This is a genomic window from Alkalilimnicola ehrlichii MLHE-1 (assembly GCF_000014785.1).
GTDB lineage: Bacteria > Pseudomonadota > Gammaproteobacteria > Nitrococcales > Halorhodospiraceae > Alkalilimnicola > Alkalilimnicola ehrlichii.
Map to the genome: position 1 here is coordinate 1,900,223 of NC_008340.1, position 18,894 is coordinate 1,919,116.

At 67.1% G+C, this 18,894-nt stretch carries 16 protein-coding genes; 14 read left to right on the plus strand and 2 right to left on the minus strand.

From position 1 onward, the window contains the following. The first annotated feature begins 34 nt into the window (after positions 1 to 34). Genes MLG_RS08485 through MLG_RS08520 form a run of 8 tightly spaced genes read left to right on the plus strand, consistent with a single transcriptional unit; the run spans position 35 to position 10,156 of the window. Positions 35 to 1,981, plus strand: a complete 1,947-nt coding sequence (locus MLG_RS08485) for an NAD(P)-binding protein (RefSeq protein ID WP_011629401.1) — start codon at positions 35 to 37, stop codon at positions 1,979 to 1,981. A gap of 18 nt (positions 1,982 to 1,999) precedes the next feature. Then, on the plus strand, positions 2,000 to 2,566 hold the full coding sequence (locus tag MLG_RS15570; protein WP_011629402.1) for a hypothetical protein: 567 nt from the start codon (positions 2,000 to 2,002) through the stop codon (positions 2,564 to 2,566). Continuing rightward, positions 2,556 to 3,341, plus strand: coding sequence for a sulfate reduction electron transfer complex DsrMKJOP subunit DsrO (gene dsrO / locus MLG_RS08495; RefSeq protein WP_011629403.1), 786 nt, complete (start codon positions 2,556 to 2,558; stop codon positions 3,339 to 3,341). The genes MLG_RS15570 and dsrO overlap by 11 nt, the downstream gene beginning before the upstream one ends. A gap of 12 nt (positions 3,342 to 3,353) precedes the next feature. Further along, a complete protein-coding gene (gene nrfD, locus MLG_RS08500; protein WP_011629404.1) occupies positions 3,354 to 4,631 on the plus strand; it encodes an NrfD/PsrC family molybdoenzyme membrane anchor subunit in 1,278 nt (425 codons plus the stop codon). A gap of 15 nt (positions 4,632 to 4,646) precedes the next feature. Next, positions 4,647 to 5,645, plus strand: a complete 999-nt coding sequence (locus tag MLG_RS08505; protein ID WP_011629405.1) for a glycosyl transferase family protein — start codon at positions 4,647 to 4,649, stop codon at positions 5,643 to 5,645. Between the two features lie 16 nt (positions 5,646 to 5,661). Further along, positions 5,662 to 7,080: a cobyrinate a,c-diamide synthase gene (locus tag MLG_RS08510; protein WP_011629406.1), complete on the plus strand. Its 1,419-nt coding sequence runs from the start codon at positions 5,662 to 5,664 to the stop codon at positions 7,078 to 7,080. Between the two features lie 30 nt (positions 7,081 to 7,110). Beyond that, a complete protein-coding gene (locus MLG_RS08515) occupies positions 7,111 to 8,382 on the plus strand; it encodes a YeeE/YedE family protein (RefSeq protein ID WP_011629407.1) in 1,272 nt (423 codons plus the stop codon). Positions 8,383 to 8,401: 19 nt separating this feature from the next. After that, positions 8,402 to 10,156, plus strand: coding sequence for a SulP family inorganic anion transporter (locus tag MLG_RS08520; RefSeq protein ID WP_011629408.1), 1,755 nt, complete (start codon positions 8,402 to 8,404; stop codon positions 10,154 to 10,156). Between the two features lie 71 nt (positions 10,157 to 10,227). Here MLG_RS08520 and MLG_RS08525 read toward each other — a convergent pair whose 3' ends face one another. Next, complete coding sequence (locus MLG_RS08525) at positions 10,228 to 10,893, minus strand: response regulator (protein ID WP_011629409.1); 666 nt, start codon at positions 10,891 to 10,893, stop codon at positions 10,228 to 10,230. Beyond that, positions 10,893 to 12,176, minus strand: a complete 1,284-nt coding sequence (locus tag MLG_RS08530) for a GAF domain-containing sensor histidine kinase (protein WP_041717985.1) — start codon at positions 12,174 to 12,176, stop codon at positions 10,893 to 10,895. The genes MLG_RS08525 and MLG_RS08530 overlap by 1 nt, the downstream gene beginning before the upstream one ends. A 470-nt stretch (positions 12,177 to 12,646) precedes the next feature. On the opposite strand from MLG_RS08530, the gene MLG_RS08535 reads away from it, so the two are divergent. The 6 genes from MLG_RS08535 to MLG_RS08560 all read left to right on the plus strand — a co-directional run bounded on the left by MLG_RS08535 (position 12,647) and on the right by MLG_RS08560 (position 18,893). Then, a complete protein-coding gene (locus MLG_RS08535; protein ID WP_011629411.1) occupies positions 12,647 to 12,844 on the plus strand; it encodes an Alvin_2107 family globule sulfur oxidation protein in 198 nt (65 codons plus the stop codon). 43 nt (positions 12,845 to 12,887) lie between these two features. After that, a complete protein-coding gene (locus MLG_RS08540; protein ID WP_011629412.1) occupies positions 12,888 to 13,118 on the plus strand; it encodes a sulfurtransferase TusA family protein in 231 nt (76 codons plus the stop codon). A 93-nt stretch (positions 13,119 to 13,211) separates the two neighbouring features. After that, on the plus strand, positions 13,212 to 13,850 hold the full coding sequence (locus tag MLG_RS08545) for a c-type cytochrome (RefSeq protein ID WP_011629413.1): 639 nt from the start codon (positions 13,212 to 13,214) through the stop codon (positions 13,848 to 13,850). Between the two features lie 27 nt (positions 13,851 to 13,877). Then, the gene (locus MLG_RS08550; protein ID WP_011629414.1) at positions 13,878 to 15,191 is read left to right on the plus strand and encodes an NAD(P)/FAD-dependent oxidoreductase; all 1,314 of its coding nucleotides are present in this window, start codon (positions 13,878 to 13,880) and stop codon (positions 15,189 to 15,191) included. Between the two features lie 88 nt (positions 15,192 to 15,279). Then, the gene (locus tag MLG_RS08555) at positions 15,280 to 18,204 is read left to right on the plus strand and encodes a molybdopterin oxidoreductase family protein (RefSeq protein ID WP_011629415.1); all 2,925 of its coding nucleotides are present in this window, start codon (positions 15,280 to 15,282) and stop codon (positions 18,202 to 18,204) included. Continuing rightward, positions 18,201 to 18,893, plus strand: a complete 693-nt coding sequence (locus MLG_RS08560; RefSeq protein ID WP_011629416.1) for a 4Fe-4S dicluster domain-containing protein — start codon at positions 18,201 to 18,203, stop codon at positions 18,891 to 18,893. The genes MLG_RS08555 and MLG_RS08560 overlap by 4 nt, the downstream gene beginning before the upstream one ends. The last annotated feature ends 1 nt before the right edge of the window (position 18,894 follow it).

The following is an 18,894-nucleotide window of genomic DNA, read 5'->3' on the forward strand; positions in this document are numbered from 1 at the left end:
CCCCGGGCCCGCACAAGATTGGGGAGCAAGCCAAATGAGCACCACCACCAACGAGATGCAGTCGCTGACCCTGCGCCGATTCAAGGAGGGCGACCATCAGCCCAAGGACTGGCAGGAGCAGATCTTCCAGGCCGGCTGGTCGCACAAGTGCCCCACCTATGTGCACCGGACACCGCCGTGCCAGGGCAGTTGCCCGGCGGGCGAGGATATCCGGGGCTGGTTGCAGATTGCCCGCGGACTGGACAAGCCGACGGCGGACGAACCCTGGCAGGCCTATGCCTTCCGTCGCCTCACCGAGGCGAACCCCTTTCCTGCGGTAATGGGCCGGGTCTGCCCCGCCCCCTGCGAACAGGGGTGCAACCGTAACGCGGTGGAGGATCACGTTGGCATCAACGCCGTGGAACATAAGATTGGCGACTGGGCGCGGGAAAATGATCTGAAATTCGATGCCCCGGGCGAGCCCACCGGCCGCCACGTGGCGATCATCGGCAGCGGCCCGGCCGGTATGGCCGCGGCTTACCAACTGCGCAAACGGGGCCATGCCTGCACCCTGTTCGAGGCCCAGGAGGAACTGGGCGGCATGATGCGCTACGGCATCCCGGGCTACCGCGTCCCGCGGCAGGTTCTCGATGCCGAGATCCAGCGCATCCTCGACCTGGGCGTGGAGGTCCGCACCGGGGTCTGGGTCGGCCGGGACATCACCATCGAACAGCTCGACAACGACTACGACGCCGTTCTCTGGGCGGTCGGCACCCACAAAGGGCGCGACCTGCCGGTGGAGGGCTTCGAGGCGGCGCCCAACTGCCTCACCGGTGTGGACTTCCTGCGGGCCTTCAACGAGGGCCGGCTGCACGCGGTGAGCGACCGGGTCATCGTGATCGGCGGCGGTGACACCTCCATCGACGTGGCCTCGGTCGCCCGCCGGCTTGGCTACAGCTCGGAGCTCGGCGACAACCAGGGCGTGGAGCACGTGGTGATGGGCTATACCGCCCACGATGCCGCCAGCCTGGCGGTGCGGGAAGGGGCCAAGGTCACCCTCACCTCCCTGTTCCCGCGCGAGGAGATGACTGCCACCGACCAAGAGGTGGAGGACGCCCTGCGCGAGGGGGTGGACATCAAGGCCGGCGTCATGCCGGTGGCCGTAATCACCGATGACGAGGGCAGGGCCACCGCCGTGCGCTTCGCCGAATGCCGGATGGAGAAAAACCGCCCCGTCCCCCTGGAAGGCACGGAGTTCGAGGTCGAGACCGACCTGGTGATCTCGGCCATCGGCCAGATGGGCAACCTGGAGGGGCTGGAGGCGCTGGACAACGGCAACGGCTTCATGGACTGCGACCCCCACTTCCAGGTCAAGGGTCGACCGGGGCACTTCGTGGCCGGGGACATCATCCGCCCGCACCTGCTGACCACCGCCATCGGCCAGGCCCGCAGCGCGGTCGCCAGCATGGATCACTACTTCCAGACCGGCGAACCCGCCAAGTTCCCCAAGATCAACGTCCTGCACTTCAACCTGCTGCAGGCGATGCGCAAGGCGGGCCAGGAGCCGACGCCCTACGAGCCGCAGCCGGTGCGCGGCACCGCCGACTCGGCTTTCGCCGTCCACAACTACGAGGACCGCTCCAAGGTCGAGATCATCAAACACGACCAGCTCTTCCTCGGCCATTTCAAGCCGACACCACGCCACCAGCGCCAGCATCGCGAGATCAGTGAAGACTCGGTGATCGGTGATTTCGATGAGCGGCTCCATCCGTTGTCCGATGAGGAGGCCGTCGCTGAGGCCGAGCGCTGCATGAGTTGCGGCCTCTGCTTCGAGTGCGACAACTGCCTGATCTACTGCCCCCAGGACGCGGTCGAGCGGGTGCCGAAAAAGGAACGCGCGACCGGTCGCTACGTGCAGACCGATTACACCCGCTGCATCGGCTGTCATATCTGCCGCGATGTCTGCCCCACCGGTTACATCGAGATGGGGCTGGGGGAATAAGCCCCGGAGGAGCCGTCTATGCGACACCGTTACCTGCTGGGCGCGGCCGTGCTGCTGGTGATACTGGCCGGTGCCACCTATGCCCTCACCCCCACGGCGCCGGACCGGGATCAGGCCGGGCGCGTGCCGGTGCCGCTGCTGCCGGAGGCGGCGGGTGAGGCCTGCATCGCTGACCCGGAGACCATGCGCCGCGAGCACATGCACCTGCTGGCGAAACAGAAGCGCGACGGCGTGCGGCACGGGATCCGCCGCGACGACCAAAGCCTACAGGCCTGTGTGGACTGCCACGCGGTGCGCCCGGAGCAGTCCCTGGCCGAGCAGAGCCGCCTGGGCAGCCGTGAGCCCATGGCCTTCTGTATCAACTGCCACAGCTACAACGCCGTGCGCTTGGACTGCTTTGAGTGCCACTCGTCGACACCGAGCGATCCGGACCACAGGCACACGCTGGAGGGGACCGGGGTGCCCACCGGCCATTACCGCAAGCCACGGCTCGAGGGGTTGGACCTGGGCGCGCTGTCCCGGGCCTACGCCGCGGACACCCCCAGCACCAGCCGCGAACAGGGAGGGGCCAACGATGAGCAGTGATCCGCGCGAACAGGGCTGCGCCCGCAACGGGGGAGACACCCCGTGCAACCCGACGCGCCGCCGTATGCTCGCTGCCGGCGCCGGGCTGCTGGGCCTGTCGGTGGCACCGGGGGTATTCCTGATGCAGGCCGGCGCCACATCGGACGCCGGCACCGCCACCGGGGCCTCCCCCCGGGTCCGCTGGGGACTGCTGATCGACACCACCCGCTGCGCCGAGGGCTGTGACGCCTGCGTGCGCGCCTGCCGGGAGGAAAACGGCTGGGCCCATCTGGGCCAGGCACCGACCGATGCCCAGTGGATCCGCAAGGTGACGGTCAGCGATCCGGACACCGGCCACAGCCAGAGCCTGCCGGTGATGTGCCAGCACTGCGCCCATCCGCCCTGCGTCCAGGTCTGCCCCACCGGCGCGTCCATGCAGCGGGCCGACGGCATCGTCCAGGTGGACAAGCACCTCTGCATCGGTTGCCGCTATTGCATGATGGCCTGCCCCTATAAGGCGCGCTCCTTCGTTCATGAGCCGGTCACCGAGTTCTCCCCCAACAGCCCCCGGGGCAAGGGCACGGTGGAGTCCTGCCACCTGTGCGTGCACCGGATCGACCGGGGCCAGTTGCCCGCCTGCGTGACCCGCTGCGCCTCAGAAGGGGGCGGGGCTATGGTCTTCGGCGATCTCAACGATCCGGACAGCGACATCTCGCAGGCCCTGAGCCGCCACGGCGGCCGGGCCATCCGCCAGGACCTGGGGCTGAACCCCGGCGTGCGGTACCAGGGCATCTGAGGGGATTCGGCAATGAGTCAACGCATCCAATACCGCGAATTGACCGACAACGGGACGGGCTATCTGGCCGTGCAGGCCGGCCTGGCACTGCTGGTCCTGCTGGGCGCCGGCGTGGCGCTGTGGATGATGAATGTCGGGCACTACGTGACCGGCATGGACAACCAGGTGGTCTGGGGCACGCCCCACGTCTTCGCCGTGCTGCTGATCCTGGCCGCCTCGGGGGCGCTCAACGTCGCCTCACTGGCCTCGGTGTTCGGCCGCAGCGAGTACAAACCGCTCTCGCGCCTTTCCGGCGTGCTGGCCATGGCCCTGCTGGCCGGGGGGCTGGCGGTGCTGGTCCTGGACCTCGGCCGACCGGACCGGCTGATCGTGGCCATGACCCACTACAACCTGCAGTCCATCTTCGCCTGGAACATCTTCCTGTACACCGGCTTCTTTGTCGTGGTGGCGGTGTACCTGTGGTTCCAGATGGAGCGGCGGATGAACCGCCATGCCAACGCCGCGGGCACTGTGGCCTTCGCCTGGCGCATCGTGCTCACCACCGGCACCGGCTCGATCTTCGGCTTCCTGGTGGCCCGCAGCGCCTTCGACACCGCCCTACTCGCCCCGCTGTTCATCGCCGCATCCCTGAGTTACGGCACCGCCGCCTTCATCCTGGTGGCCAGCGGCCTCCTTCGGGTACAGAACCGCCGGCTGCCGCAAGAGCTGCTCAGGGGATTGGGCCGCCTGCAGGTGCTGTTTATTCTCGCTACCGTCTACCTGCTGGCCATCTACCTGGTCACCCACGCCTACATGCCGGACCGCCACGGCGTCCTGCGTTTCCTGTTGTTGGAGGGCGGGGTCTACCCGGCCCTCTTCTGGGGCGTCCAGATCCTGCTGGGGGCGGTGCTACCACTCTTCCTGCTGCTGACCGGCCCGGGCGCCGGCGCCCCGATGCGGTTGGTGGCCGCCGCTGGCCTGGTGTTGCTGGGCGGGCTGGCACACCTGTACGTCACCATCATCGGCGCCCAGGCCTATCCCTTGGCGCTGTTCCCCGGCATGACGGTGTCCAGCACCTTCTTCGACGGCCAGGTCACCCACTACGCCCCCACCCTGCCGGAGGTCGTGCTCGGCATAGGGGGCATCGCCCTGGCGACGCTGCTGGTCTGTCTCGCCACCCGGGTCCTGCCCATCGTCCCCGACGCACTGCCCGGCGAGGCCGAAGAGCGCCGCGAGGCCGAGGCCGCCACCCGCGAGCCGGACAGTGAAGCTGCGCCACAGACGGCCATCACCCAACAGGACACCGCCTGAAACGAGGGTTGCATCATGACCAAGTCCCTGCCACCGGAACACCCCTTTGCCACCGTCATCCGCACCCTGGGCAAGGGTCCCCAGAGCAGCCGCTCGCTCAGCCAGGAGGAGGCCGAGGCGGCCATGGGGGCGATCCTGGACGACGCCGTCCAGCCCATGCAACTGGGCGCCTTTCTCATGCTGTTGCGGGTCAAGGGGGAGACGGGTGAGGAGATGGCGGGCTTTGCCCGCGCCGCCCGGGCACGGCTGCAACGCCCTCATCAACCGCTGGCGGTGGACCTGGACTGGCCCAGCTATGCCGGCAAAAAGCGCCGCCTGCCCTGGTACCTGCTGGCGGCGAAGCTCCTGTCGCAGCAGGGCTACCGGATCCTGATGCACGGCTCCTCGGTCCATACCCCGGGACGGCTCTATGCCGAGACCGTGCTCGACCTGCTGGACCTGCCCCGCTGCAACAGTTGGGAGGAGGCCGGACGGGCCCTCGATCAGCACCACTTCGCCTACCTCCCGCTCGAAGTGCTCTCCCCCCGTATGGAGGCGTTGATCAACCTGCGCCCGGTGCTGGGCCTGCGCTCGCCCATCCATACCCTGGCCCGCCTGCTCAACCCGGCGAACGCCCCGGCCAGCCTGCACGGCATCTTCCACCCCGGCTATCTGCAGGTGCACCTGGCGGCTGCCGAGACCCTGGGCGAGCAGATGCTGGTGGTCAAGGGTGACGGCGGGGAGGCGGAGTTCATGCCGGACACCGTCTGCAAACTCCGCACGTCGGGGCTCCCCCTCCCCTCGGAGATCACCCTGGGGCCGTGGATGGAGCGCCAGGGCCGCAAGGGACTGGTGATGCCGGAAGCCGAGCAACTGATGCGCGTTTGGGAGGGGGACCTGGAGGACCGCTACGCCGAGTCGGCAGTGATCGGGACCACGGGTCTCGCTCTGCTGGCCATGAACCAACACGACAAACCCCAGGCCGCCTTCGACGAGGCGGCACGGCTCTGGGCCCGCCGGCCGGTGCCGGCCTGAACGGGAGGACGCTGCCATGGTCCGGCTACTGCTGAGTGCCACCCACAAGTCATCGGGCAAGACGGCCGTGGCCATCGGTCTGGCGGCGGCCCTGCGCCGGCGTGGCTGCCGGGTGCAGCCGTTCAAGAAAGGGCCGGACTACATCGATCCAGGGTGGCTGAGCCTGGCGGCCGGACGGCCCTGCCACGGCCTCGACTTCCACACCATGACCCGGGAGGAGATTCTCAGCACGCTGCACCGGCGTGCCGCGAACAGCGATGTGGTGCTGGTGGAGGGGACCAAAGGGCTGCACGACGGCGTCGATCCCGCCGGCAGCGACAGCAATGCCGCGCTGGCCCGGCTGCTGGACCTGCCGGTGGTACTGGTACTGGACACCCGGGGGATGACCCGGGGCGTCGCCCCGCTGGTGCTGGGCCAGCAGCAAATGCCCGGCTGCCCGCGGATCGCCGGTGTCATCCTCAACCGCACCGGCGGCAGCCGCCACGAGGCCAAGCTGCACCAGGCCATGGCCCGGCACACCGACATTCCGGTGCTGGGGGCGGTGGGCGAGGACCGCAGCCTGGCGATCGAAGAACCCTATCTCGGCCTGGTGCCGGCCCATGAGAGCGCCGACGCGCTGCCCGCCGTCAACCGCTTGGCGGAGGCCGTCGCTCAGAACTGCGACCTGCCGGCACTGGCCCAGGCCTGCGGCACCGAACCCCTGCCGCTGGCCGGCTTCCCCACCACCGAACCGCCTGCCGCCCGGGTCCGCATCGGCGTCCCCAGGGACGCCGCCTTCGGCTTCTACTACCCGGGGGACCTGGAGGCCCTGCAACAGGCGGGGGCCGAACTGGTGTTCTTTAACGCCCTGCGTGACCGGGATCTGCCGGCGGTGGACGGGCTGTTTATCGGCGGCGGCTTCCCTGAGCGCCACGCCCCGACCCTGTCCGCCAACCGCGGGATGCGGGAAGCGATCCGCCAGGCCAGTGAACGGGGCATGCCGATCTACGCCGAATGCGGCGGCCTCATGTACCTCTCGCGCAGCCTGAGCGTCGGCTGCGCACGGTACGCCATGTGTAACGCCCTCCCGGTGGACCTGGTGATGGAGCGACGACCCCAGGGACGCGGTTATATGCAGATCCAGGCCACCGGCGAGGGCCCCTTCAATCCACTGGCCGACGCCCAGCCGGCCCCGGCCCATGAGTTTCATTACTCGCGGTTGCTCACGGCCCCGGACGGGCTGCGCTATGCCTACCGGGTGCTGCGCGGCAACGGGTTGGGCAATGGCCATGACGGGATCGTCCATCGCAACACCCTGGCGGCCTACGCGCACCTGCGCCACGGCCAGCGCACCCCCTGGGCGACCCGCTTTGTCGAGTTCGTCGTCGCCCATAGCCGGGGCCAGGCCCCGGGGCCATACACCACCGCCGCCCGACAGGCCGGCGGACAATCCTGACCGGGAACAAAAACCACGCGGAGGAGTTCGATGATCTTCGAAAGCTTCAACACGGCGTTGACGGCCTATTTCGCCGCCGTGTTCGTCCTTGCAGTGATACTCGGTGCGGTGGTTAATAAGACCAACTTCTGCACCATGGGGGCGGTCTCCGACGTGGTCAACATGCAGGACTGGGGCCGGATGCGGGCCTGGTTCCTGGCCATCCTGGTGGCCATGTTGGGGGTCATTCTCTTCGAGGCCGCCGGCCTGATCGACCTGAGCAGCACCCAACCCCCCTACCGCCGGGCGCAGTTTCCCGTGGTGGAGTACATCCTCGGGGGGCTGATCTTCGGTATCGGCATGACCCTGGCCAGCGGCTGTGGCAACAAGACGCTCATCCGCGTTGGTGGCGGCAACATCAAATCCATTCTGGTCATGGTGGTGCTGGGGATCGTCGCCTACTACACCATCAACCCCATCCCCGGCACCGAGCACAACCTGCGCGGCCTGCTGGTCTGGTGGTGGAGCTCGCCGTTGGCGATCGAGTTTTCCGTAGCCCAGGACGTTGGGCACGTGCTCGCCGGGCCGGACAACGCCACCGGCGTCCGGTTGATGATCGGCCTCGCCCTGGTGGCCGGCGTCGGCTGGTGGATATTCCGCTCCGCGGAGTTCCGAAGCAACCGCGACAACATCGTGGCCGGCGTCGTGATCGGCCTTTGCATTGCCCTGGCCTGGCTGGTTACCGACAACATTCGACTGCAGGATAGCTGGGGCGACGAGCATTCGCTGCCCGGCTACGTCCAGGAGTGGGATTTCGTCACCGACGGGGAGGAGGCCTTCCGCCCTGCCAGCGCCGGCGGGGTGAACACCCAGTCCTTCACCTTCATTGGCCCCATCGCGCAGACGATCAATTATTTGGCCCGTGGCGCCGACAATGCCTATCTGACCTTCGGCGTGGTCTCCGTCAGCGGGGTGATACTCGGCTCCCTGCTCTGGGCGCTGCTCAGCCGGAGCTTCCGGGTCGAGTGGTTCGTCAATGGCCGCGACGTGCTCAACCATTTGGTCGGCGCGGCCTTGATGGGTTTCGGCGGCGTGATGGCCATGGGCTGCACCATCGGCCAGGGTGTCACCGGGCTGTCGACCCTCGCCCTCAGTGGCTTCTTTACCCTGGGCTCGATCATACTGGGCAGTGCACTGACCATGAAAATCCAGTACTACAAGATGCTATACGATGAGGAGGCGACCTTTGCCAAGGCGCTGATCACCGGCCTGGTGGACATGAAGCTGTTGCCCGGCTCCCTGCGCAAGCTCGAAGCGCTCTGATCGGCGCCAAGGCAGAGGCATGCTGAAACGGCTCCTACCCTTCCTGGCCTGGCCCCGGCCCACCGCCGACACGCTCAAGGCCGACCTGTTGGCCGGCGTCACGGTGGCGCTGGTCCTGGTACCACAGTCCATGGCCTACGCCACCCTGGCCGGCATGCCGCCCTACTACGGGCTGTATGCCGCCTTCCTGCCGGTGATCGTGGCCGCCCTCTGGGGCTCGTCACCGCAACTGGCCACCGGGCCGGTGGCCGTGGTGGCGCTGCTGACGGCCGCGGCGCTGGCCCCGTTGGCGGAAGCGGGCAGCGGCGAGTTCATCACCCTGGCCATCGCCCTGGCCTTCATGGTCGGGGTGATCCAACTCCTGCTCGGCGCCTTCCGACTCGGCACCCTGGTGAACTTCATCTCCCACCCGGTCATCATCGGGTTCACCAACGCCGCCGCCATCGTGATTGTGCTCTCCCAACTGGGTAGCCTGCTGGGGCTGTCGATGGACCGCAGCGGCAGTTTCCTGCTGGGGGTGCTCGACCTGTTGCAACGGGTGCCCCAGGCCCACGGGCCAACCGTACTGATGGGACTGGCGGCCATCGCCATGATGGTGGGGTGCAAGCGCTGGCTGCCGCGGATCCCCGGGGTGTTGCTGGCCGTCGCCGTACTCACGCCGGTCAGCCTATGGCTGGATTTCGAGGGCATGGGCGGCGCGGTGGTGGGCGGCATCCCGGAGGGCTTACCCACCCTGGGGATCCCGGAACTCGGCGTCACCACGGTCACCACGCTGATGACCACGGCACTGGTCATCGCCCTGGTCGCCTTCATGGAGGCGATCTCCATCGCCAAGGCCATCGCCACCCGGACCCGCGACCGTATCGATCCCAACCAGGAGTTGATCGGGCAGGGGCTGGGCAATCTGGTGGGCAGCTTCTCCAGCGCCTTTCCGGTCAGCGGTTCCTTCTCCCGCTCAGCCGTCAACTACAACGCCGGTGCCCGGACCGGGCTGTCCTCGGTCATCACCGGGTTGCTGGTGGCGCTCACCCTGCTCTTCCTCACCCCCCTGCTCTACCACCTGCCGCTGGCGGTGCTCGCGGCCATCATCATGATGGCGGTACTGGGCCTGGTGAACGTGAAGGCGGTGCGCCACGCCTGGCAGGCCAAACGCGACGATGGGATCGCGGCCGTGGTCACCTTCAGCGCCACCCTGATCTTTGCCCCCCACCTGGATTACGGCATCCTGCTCGGCGCGGGGCTGGCCATCGTGCTCTATCTGTTACGGACCATGAAGCCACGGGTGGTGCTGCTCGCACGCCACCCCGACGGCACCCTGCGCGATGCCGAGTACTTCGACCTGCCCCGCAGCCCCTACATCGCCGCCGTACGCTTCGACGGGGATCTCTATTTCGCCAACGTGGGCTACTTCGAGGACGCCATCCTCGATGCCCGGGCCCGACACCCGGAAGCGCGCTTCGTCCTCGTGGTGGCCAACGGCATCAACCAGATCGACGCCTCGGGCGAGGAGACCCTGCACAAACTGGCGGAGAACCTCCACGCCAGCGGCAGCACCCTGGTCCTGGCCGGTCTGAAGCTGCCTCTCCAGGAACTGCTGGAACGGACGGGGCTGAAGGAGGTAATTGGCGACGAGAATATCTACCGCAACGAACGCCACGCCCTGGCGGCGATTTATCAACGGATGGATGTACCCGGGTTTGATCCCGCGCGCTGCCCCCTGAACCCGGAGCCCGCGGGTGAAGCCGGCATCGCGGACAGCGCCGCCGAACGCTGACACGGGTCATGGCATGCGCCTGCGGGCGGCGTGACAGGGCCGTCCTGAGGGCCCCAGCTTTTGGAAGATGACTAACCCTTTTCGCGGCGGGTCAGCCCCAGGTCCACCGCCTTGACCGCCGCTTCGACCCGCGATTTCACGCCCAGCTTGCGCAGAATGGACTTGATGTGAAGCTTGACCGTGCCATCCGAAACCCCGAGTTCACGCGCAATGACCTTGTTGCTCTCGGCCCGGGCCACGTGCATGAGAATCTCCCGCTCGCGGGGCGTCAGTGCAGCGAAGGGGTCCGGCGGACGGGACGCCTCGGCACCCTCCCGCTGGCTGCGACCGCCTGCCATCATCTGGACCAGGGTATCGGTCAGACGGCTGGCGACGGCGGTCTGACCGGCCAGGACCTTTTCCAGCCCCTGGATCAGTTCCGCCGGTTCCGCGTCCTTGACCAGGTAGCCGTTGGCGCCGGCCTGCAGGGCCTGCAGCAGATCACGCTCCTCGTCGCTCGAGGTGAGCATCACCACCGGCAATTCCGAATCCCGGCTGCGAATGCGCTTGAGCACCTCCAGCCCGCCGGAGCCCGGCATACGCAGATCCAGCAGCACCACGTCGGGAGGGCTCTTGGCCAGCGCACTGAGGGCCTCGATCTCGGTGCCTGCGTGTTCCACCTGATACCCATGCTGGCTGAGCATGTCGCCCAGCGCCACCCGCAAAAGGGTGTGATCATCCACCAGCAGGAGCCGCATCAGCCCCGTTCCTCCCGACCGGGGCAACGGCCGCAGGAAGGCAGATAGACGGCGATCCGGGTCCCCTCCCCCAGTTCGCTTTGGATCTCCAGATGGCCGCCGATGGCGTCGGCGCGGTCGCGCATCACGCCCAGGCCCAAGTGGTGGCCGTCGTCACCGTCACGGTGATCCGGCGGCGAATCGGCGAAACCGCGCCCGTCGTCCTCCACCACCAGCTCCATGTCGCAGCCAATCCGGTGCAAGGCCACCTGAACATGGCGGGCGCCGCTGTGGTTCCTGACATTGTTCAGCGCCTCCTGCACGATACGCAGGACCTGGAACTCTTGGTCGGGACTGAGCCGTCCCCGCGGCCAGTCATGGCTGAGCAGCACCCGGATGCCGCTATCGCGCTGGAAACGGTGCACCAGCCGTTTGAGCGCGGGCTCCAGGCCACCCCCCTCCAGGGCGATACGGAATTGCCCCATGAGTTGACGCAGTTCGCCATAGGCCTGGTCCAGGCCGCGCCGCACATGGCGCAGGCCGGCACGCAGCCCGCCCGGCGCCCGTCCACCGCCGTGGCTGGCCTCCAGGTTGCGCACCTCCAGGCCCAACGCCGCCAACCGCTGGGCGAGGCAATCGTGGAGTTCGTGGGTGATCTGGCTGCGCTCCTGCTCCAGCGATTGCAGGCGGGCCTCGCTCTCGCGCCGGATGCGCTCCATCGCCAGCCCGAGGTGCTCGCCGGCCATCTGCAGCATGCGGTGCAGATTGAGCTGCTGCCACTGCTGCAGCATGACCGGCTCGAGGAACAGGCTGAACACGCCCAGGCGGCGGTCGTCAGCGGTCAACGGCACCGCCAGCAGGTGCAGGTCCTCGTGCCCGATGGGGCGCTGGTAGCGCTTATGGCGGCAACCCTTCATACCGGGGTTGGAGATCAGACATCCGCGGAGGGCGGCCTCACCACAGGCGCAGTCCTCCGGCCGGACCCCACAGTCGTTTTCGGGGTAGTCGTCGCCGACGCCACGGGCGGCCACCAGGCGCAGCGTGCCCTCTGCGTCCATACGGCGGACCACGCCGGCAGTGGCCCCGGTGGCGCGCATCAATTGCTCCAGCGCTCCACTGAGCAGGGTTTCCAGATCATCACAGCGTTCGCTGGAGGTGCTCAGCGTATACAGCACTTCCATGGCCCGCGCACGCTCGCGCAGGGCCACGATCTCGTCGTTCTCAGGGCCCGCCCGGTCATGCGGCGGAACCGCGTTGCTCTCCGCCGGCACCTCCACGAGCGAGACGGGCAGGCGTTTTCCCATAGGCACCATCGACCGAGCCGCGGAATGGAACCATGCGGGCGCATTCACGTTACCCATTGCACTCCTCCAGTCAGGGCCTTGTTACCGAGGGGCCTGACGCTTCCTCAACCGCCCGGGGGCGTTGTCGTTATAGTGGTGAACCGCGTCGTCCTGATGCCGGGGCATCGCAGCCGCGATTCACTGCTGTGAGCCCTCTTCGGGGCTTCTTACATTCAAAAATACAATAAGGTTATTCCATTGGCAAAGGTCTGGCCAAGCGAATCCTTGGTTCGCAACCGTTTCTTGCGTCATATCTCATTTCTCTGATTTTTTCGCTTGGTATTCCGACCGCGCGCCCGGGCGGATCGATCGTGCCCTATCCCCTTTGGGATAGGCCCCACCCCACCCCCCTCCCATCAGACGGATTGTCGCTCTGGCGCAGACTGGCGATGCTCCCACCTGAGCATCAATCCGCATGACTGGGAGGGCCCATGGATCAGACCTACTACAAGACCATCACCCAGCTCGAGGAGCGCGGCGTGGACCCGGAATACCTCCAGGGCTGGGTCGGGGGGTATCTCCACAATCCCCCGCGGGAGGAGCAACGCGTCACCGCGGCCTACGAGGCCGGGTACCAGGACGGCCGGGCCGGGAGCACCGATAGCGCCCAGCAATGGCAGCGCCATTGACCCCACAACCCGTCATCATCACAGCGAGAGAGGCATGGAAACCATGAGTATTGATCAGGAACTCGACGCTAGCGGTCTCAACTGCCCCCTGCCCATTCTGCAGGCCAAGAAACAACTGGCCAAAATGGAGGGCGGCCAGACCCTGCGCATCATCGCCACGGACCCCGGTTCAGTGAAAGACTTCGATTCCTTCGCCAAACAAACCGGCCACGAACTGCTGGAGAACGGCGAGGAAGGCGGCAAATTCACGTTCCTAATAAAGAAAAAGGGCTAATACTTCGCCCTGCCACAAAGAACGATATAACGATTTAAAAAGCCGAAGTTCGGGCCCGCATCGCCACCATGCCGGGCTTGGAGGAGAGTGAAGATGCAACACAAAGGCTTAAGGGCCACTCTGGCCACCCTGGCGCTCGCCGGCGGGCTGCTTGCCACCGGCTGGGCGGTCGCGGAGGTCACCACGCCCTCCGGAAAAATGCTGGCCAACACCTGCAGCGGCTGTCACGGCACCGACGGCGTCAGCCATGGCCCCACCATCCCCACCATCGCCGGCCAGCCCGAAGAATACTTCATCTACGTGATGCGCAAGTACCACACGGGCGATGCGCCCGGCTCGGTCATGAACCGGGTGGGGGAGGGCTATACCGACGCTGAGATCCGCGCGATGGCGGAGTACTACGCCGCCGTTGATTATGTCCCCGCCCAACAGGACTACGACACCGATCTGGCCCGCCGCGGCGCGGAGCTGCACGAGCAGAGCTGTGCCAGCTGCCACACCGCCAACGGCACCGTTGGCGAGGACGACCTGCCCATCATTGCCGGCCAATGGGCCCCCCACCTGCGCTACACACTGGTCGATTACCTCCAGTTCGGACGCCCCTTCACCGAGGGCAAGCGTTCGCAGTTCATGGAGATCGCCCAGGGCTACTCCACCGAGGAGATTTTGGAGAACATCGACGCCCTGGTGCATTTCTATGTCAGTCAGCAGGATCCGGAGCTCTTCGAGTAACCCGGCGGGATCGACCAAGGAGGCACCATGTCACAGCTTAATCGTAGGGATTTTCTGAAACTCGCCGGCTCCTCCGGGCTGGTCGCCGGTCTCCCGGCTACCGGCCTGCTGACCAGCGGCGGCGCCCGGGCCAGCAGCAACGGACGGGTGGTGATCATCGGCGGCGGCACCGGTGGCGCCACCGCCGCCCGTTACATCAAGCGCGCCTCACCCGGCACCGAGGTCACCCTCATCGAGGCCAAGCCGGTCCACCACACCTGCTACGTTAGCAACACGGTGATCGCCAGCCTGCGCGACCTGGATGACATCGCCCACGGCTACGACGGCCTGCGAGCGCTCGGCATCAACGTAGTCATCGACAAGGCCACCGCCATCGACGGCGAGGCGCAGACCGTCCGCACCGAGGGTGGCGAAACCTTCGAATACGACCGCCTGGTGGTCTCGCCGGGCATCGAGCTGAAGTACGACGCCATCGAGGGTTATAGCGAGGCAGCCGCTGAGACCATGCCCCACGCCTGGATCGCCGGCGACCAGACCACTCGGCTGCGCGATCAGATCCGCGCCATGCCCGAGGGCGGGCTGGTGGTGCTGGCGCCGCCGCCGAACCCCTACCGCTGCCCACCCGGGCCCTATGAGCGGGCCTCGCTGATCGCCCACTACCTCAAGGCGCACAAGCCCGGCTCCAAACTGCTCATCCTCGACAGCAAGAACGCCTTCTCCAAGCAGGGTCTGTTCGAGCAGGGCTGGGAGATGTACTACTCGGACATCATTGAATGGGTGCCGGAGTCCGACTCCGCCGGCGGTGTCACCCGGGTCGATGCGGACAACATGACCGTCCACACCCCCTTCGACGACTTCGAACCGGACGTGGCCAATATCATTCCCGCCCAGAGGGCAGGCCGTATCGCGATTGAGGCGGGGCTCACCGACGGCGGTGACTGGTGTCCGGTGGACCGGCGCACCTTCGAGTCCACGGTCATTCCGAACATCCACGTCATTGGTGATGCCTCCATCGCGGCGGCCATGCCGAAGTCCGGCTACTCGGCCAACTCCCAGGCCAAGGTCACCGCCCTGGCCATCGCGGCCTACCTGAACGGCATGGAGCCGGAGGCCGACCCGCGGTTCGCCAATGCCTGCTACAGCCTGGTCACGCCGGACCACTCGGTGTCGGTCAACGCCGTCTACAAGCTCAAGGAGGATCCCGACGCACCGGCCGGGGTCGCCCTCGACAACATCGCCGGGGGCGTCTCGCCCATCGATGCGTCACAGACGTATCGGCGGCGCGAAGCCGCCTTCACCGAGAGTTGGTATCGCAATTTCCCCAAGGATATCTGGGGTTAGACCGCGGCGGGGCCGGCCCGCCGGCCCCGCTGCCCGCCACCCGCGCGACGAACCGATCCCGTAACACCATTCCCGTCAGGAGTTGTCCATGAGCACCACCGCGGCATCGCAGGCGGCCGGTCCCCGGCTGCCCGAGTTCGAGCCCCATGACCGCCAGGAGGTCAAGACCACCACCTGCTACATGTGCGCCTGCCGCTGCGGCATCAAGGTGACGCTGGAGGAGGGCCAGGTCCGCTTCATCCAGGGCAACCCCGACCACCCGGTCAACCGGGGTGCCCTTTGCGCCAAGGGCAATGCCGGCATCATGAAGCAGTACTCCCCGGCCAAGCTCAGCAAGCCGCTGATGCGCAAGCCGGGCAGCGAACGCGGCAAGGGCGATTTCGAAGAGGTCTCCTGGGACAAGGCGCTGGACGTGCTCGCACAGCGGCTCGCCGAGATCCGGCGCACGGACCCGAAGAAGCTCGCCTACTTCACCGGCCGCGACCAGATGCAGGCATTGACCGGCCTCTGGGCAGCCCAATTCGGCACGGTCAACTGGGCCGCCCACGGCGGGTTCTGCTCGGTCAACATGGCCGCCGCCGGGCTCTACACCATGGGCCATGCCTTCTGGGAGTTCGGCGATCCGGACTGGGAGCGCACCAAGTACCTGATGCTTTGGGGGGTGGCCGAGGACCACGGCTCCAATCCCTTCAAGATCGGCATCGGCAAGCTCAAGGGCCGCGGCGGCCGCTTCGTCGCCATCAATCCGGTCCGCACCGGCTACCAGGCGGTCGCGGATGAATGGGTGCCCATCCGCCCCGGCACCGATGGCATGCTCGCCATGGCGATGATCCACGTGCTGTTGCGCGAGGAGCAGTTCGACTGGGAATACCTGATCCGCTACACCAACGCCCACCACCTGGTGGTGCAGACCCCCGGCGAGCCGGGCCACGGGCTGCTGCTGCGCGACGAGAACGACAAGCCACTGAGCTGGGACCTGGAGCGCGAGGCGTTCGTCGACGCCACCCAACCCGACATCGCCCCCGCCCTGTTCGGCGACTACCAGGCGCCCGATGGCCGCCCGGTGAAGACCGTGATGAGCCTGATGGCGGAACGCTACCTGAGCGAGGACTACAGCCCGGAGCGCGCCGCCGAGGTCTGCGGGGTGAGCGCCGACACCATCGAGCGCCTGGCGCTGGAACTGGCCCACGTGGCCTTCAAAGAGAGCATCGAGATCGAATGCGAATGGACCGACTGGGCGGGTCGTAAGCACGACCGCATCATCGGGCGCCCGGTCTCCATGCACGCGATGCGCGGGATCTCCGCGCACTCCAACGGTTTTCAGGCCTGCCGGGCCATCCACCTGCTGCAGATCCTGCTCGGCTCGGTGGATGTACCCGGGGGGCATCGGGCCAAACCGCCCTACCCCAAGCCGGTGCCACCGCCCATCAAACCCGCGCGACCGACGGCGCCGGGGGAACCGCTGGCCGGCCCGCCGCTGGGCTTCCCCAAGGCCCCGGAGGATCTACTGATCGACGACCAGGGCAACCCGCTGCGCCTGGACAAGGCCTACTCCTGGGAGGCGCCCCTGGCCAACCACGGCATGATGCACATGGTGATCACCAATGCCGTGAAGGGCGACCCCTACCCCATCGACACGCTGATGCTGTTCATGGCCAACATGGCCTGGAACTCCACCATGAACACCTCCGGCGTGCTGAAGATGCTGCGCGAGAAGAACGGCAACGGGGAGTACAAGATCCCCTTCCTGGTGGTGGTGGACGCCTTCCACTCGGAGACCGTGCAGTACGCCGACCTGGTCCTGCCTGACACCACCTATCTGGAGCGCCACGACGTAATCTCCATGCTCGACCGGCCCATCTCCGAGCCGGACGGGCCCGCGGACGCGATCCGCCAGCCGGTGGTGGAGCCGGACCGCGACGTGCGCCCCTGGCAGGAGGTGATGATCGACCTGGCCGGCCGGCTCGGGCTGCCGGCGTTCACCAACGAGGACGGCAGCCCCAAGTACAGCGGCTATCTCGACTTCATCACCCGCTTCGAGAAGGCACCCGGCGTGGGCTTTCTCGCCGGCTGGCGCGGCAAGGAGGGGGACCAGGACCTGCGCGGTGAACCCAATCCGGACCAGTGGACGCGCTACAAGGAGAATGGCTGCTTCTACAAGTACGAGCTGCCGCTCTCCCACCAGTTCTACAAGTTCGCCAACAAGGGCTACCTGGAGTGGGCCCGCGATGCCGGCCTCAACGGCAGCGCCGATCCCATCGTCTTCGAACTCTACTCCGAGACCCTGCAGCGGTTCCGGCTCGCGGGCCAGGGGCTCTACGACGGCCCTTGTCCCACTGACCCGGAGGACCGTCAGCGCCTGAGCAGCTACTTCGATCCGCTGCCCTTCCACTACACCCCGCTGGAGGAGACCCGTTGCGACGGCGAGGCCTACCCCTTCCACGCGGTCAACCAGCGCCCCATGTTCATGTACCACTCCTGGGACAGCCAGAACGCCTGGCTTCGTCAACTGCAGGCCTATAACCGGCTGCACATCAACCGGGCCCAGGGTGAGCGCATGGGCCTGGCCGATGACGACTGGGTCTGGGTGGAGTCGCACCTGGGCCGCATCCGGGTCCAGATCCGGCTCATGGAAGGCGTGCAGGAGAACACCGTCTGGACCTGGAATGCCATTGCCAAGCAATCCGGCGCCTGGGGACTGGATCCCGAGGCCCCGGAGGCGCGCCAGGGGTTTCTCATGAACCACCTGATCTCCGAGCTGCTGCCCAAGCGCAACGGCGGACGGGACATCACTAACTCCGATCCCATCACCGGCCAGGCCGCCTGGTACGACCTGCGGGTCCGCATCCGCAAGGCCGAGCCGGGCGAGACCGGCAGCTGGCCGCAGTTCGAGACCTTGCAACTCATCCCCGGCGTGCAACGCGCGCCCGCCGATGAGCTGCGCTACGCCGTACACGAACCGGTGCGCCTGCACCGTTCCATGCACGACATACTCAACCGGAGAGGGGCATGAAGCTGGGACTGGTCATCGACACGGACACCTGCGTGGGCTGTCACGCCTGCGCGGTGGCCTGCAAGCAGTGGAACACCTCGGGCACGCTCGGGCCGCTGACCGACTATCAGCCATGGGGCGAGGCGCCCTCCGGGGTCTGGTTCAACCGGGTGCGTACCTACGAGGAGGGCGACTACCCCCATTGCAAGACGGTGAACCTACCCATGTCCTGCATGCACTGCGAGGACCCGGTCTGCGTCACCGTCTGCCCCACCGGGGCCTCCTACAAGCGGGAGGAGGACGGCATTGTCCTAATCGATCAGGACAAATGCATGGGCTGCAACTACTGCGCCTGGGCCTGCCCTTACGGCGCCCGGGAGCTGGATCGCGCCACCGGGACGATGAAGAAGTGCACCCTGTGCGTGGACCGGATCTACGACGAGTCCCTGCCGGAGGCGGAACGCCAGCCCGCCTGCGTATTGGCCTGCCCGGCCCGGGCGCGCCACTTTGGCGATCTGAACGATCCCGACTCCGATGTCAGCCGCCTGGTCCGCGAGCGCCGCGGCCAGGGCCTGATGAATGAGTTGGGCTACCGGCCGGTGAACCGCTATCTGCCGCCCCGGAACCCGCAAGCCACCCCCACCGTCGAGCCCAAGCCCGGTCTGGGCGACCGGCTGCGGAACTGGGTCAACCGCGTCGTCCACCGCTGAC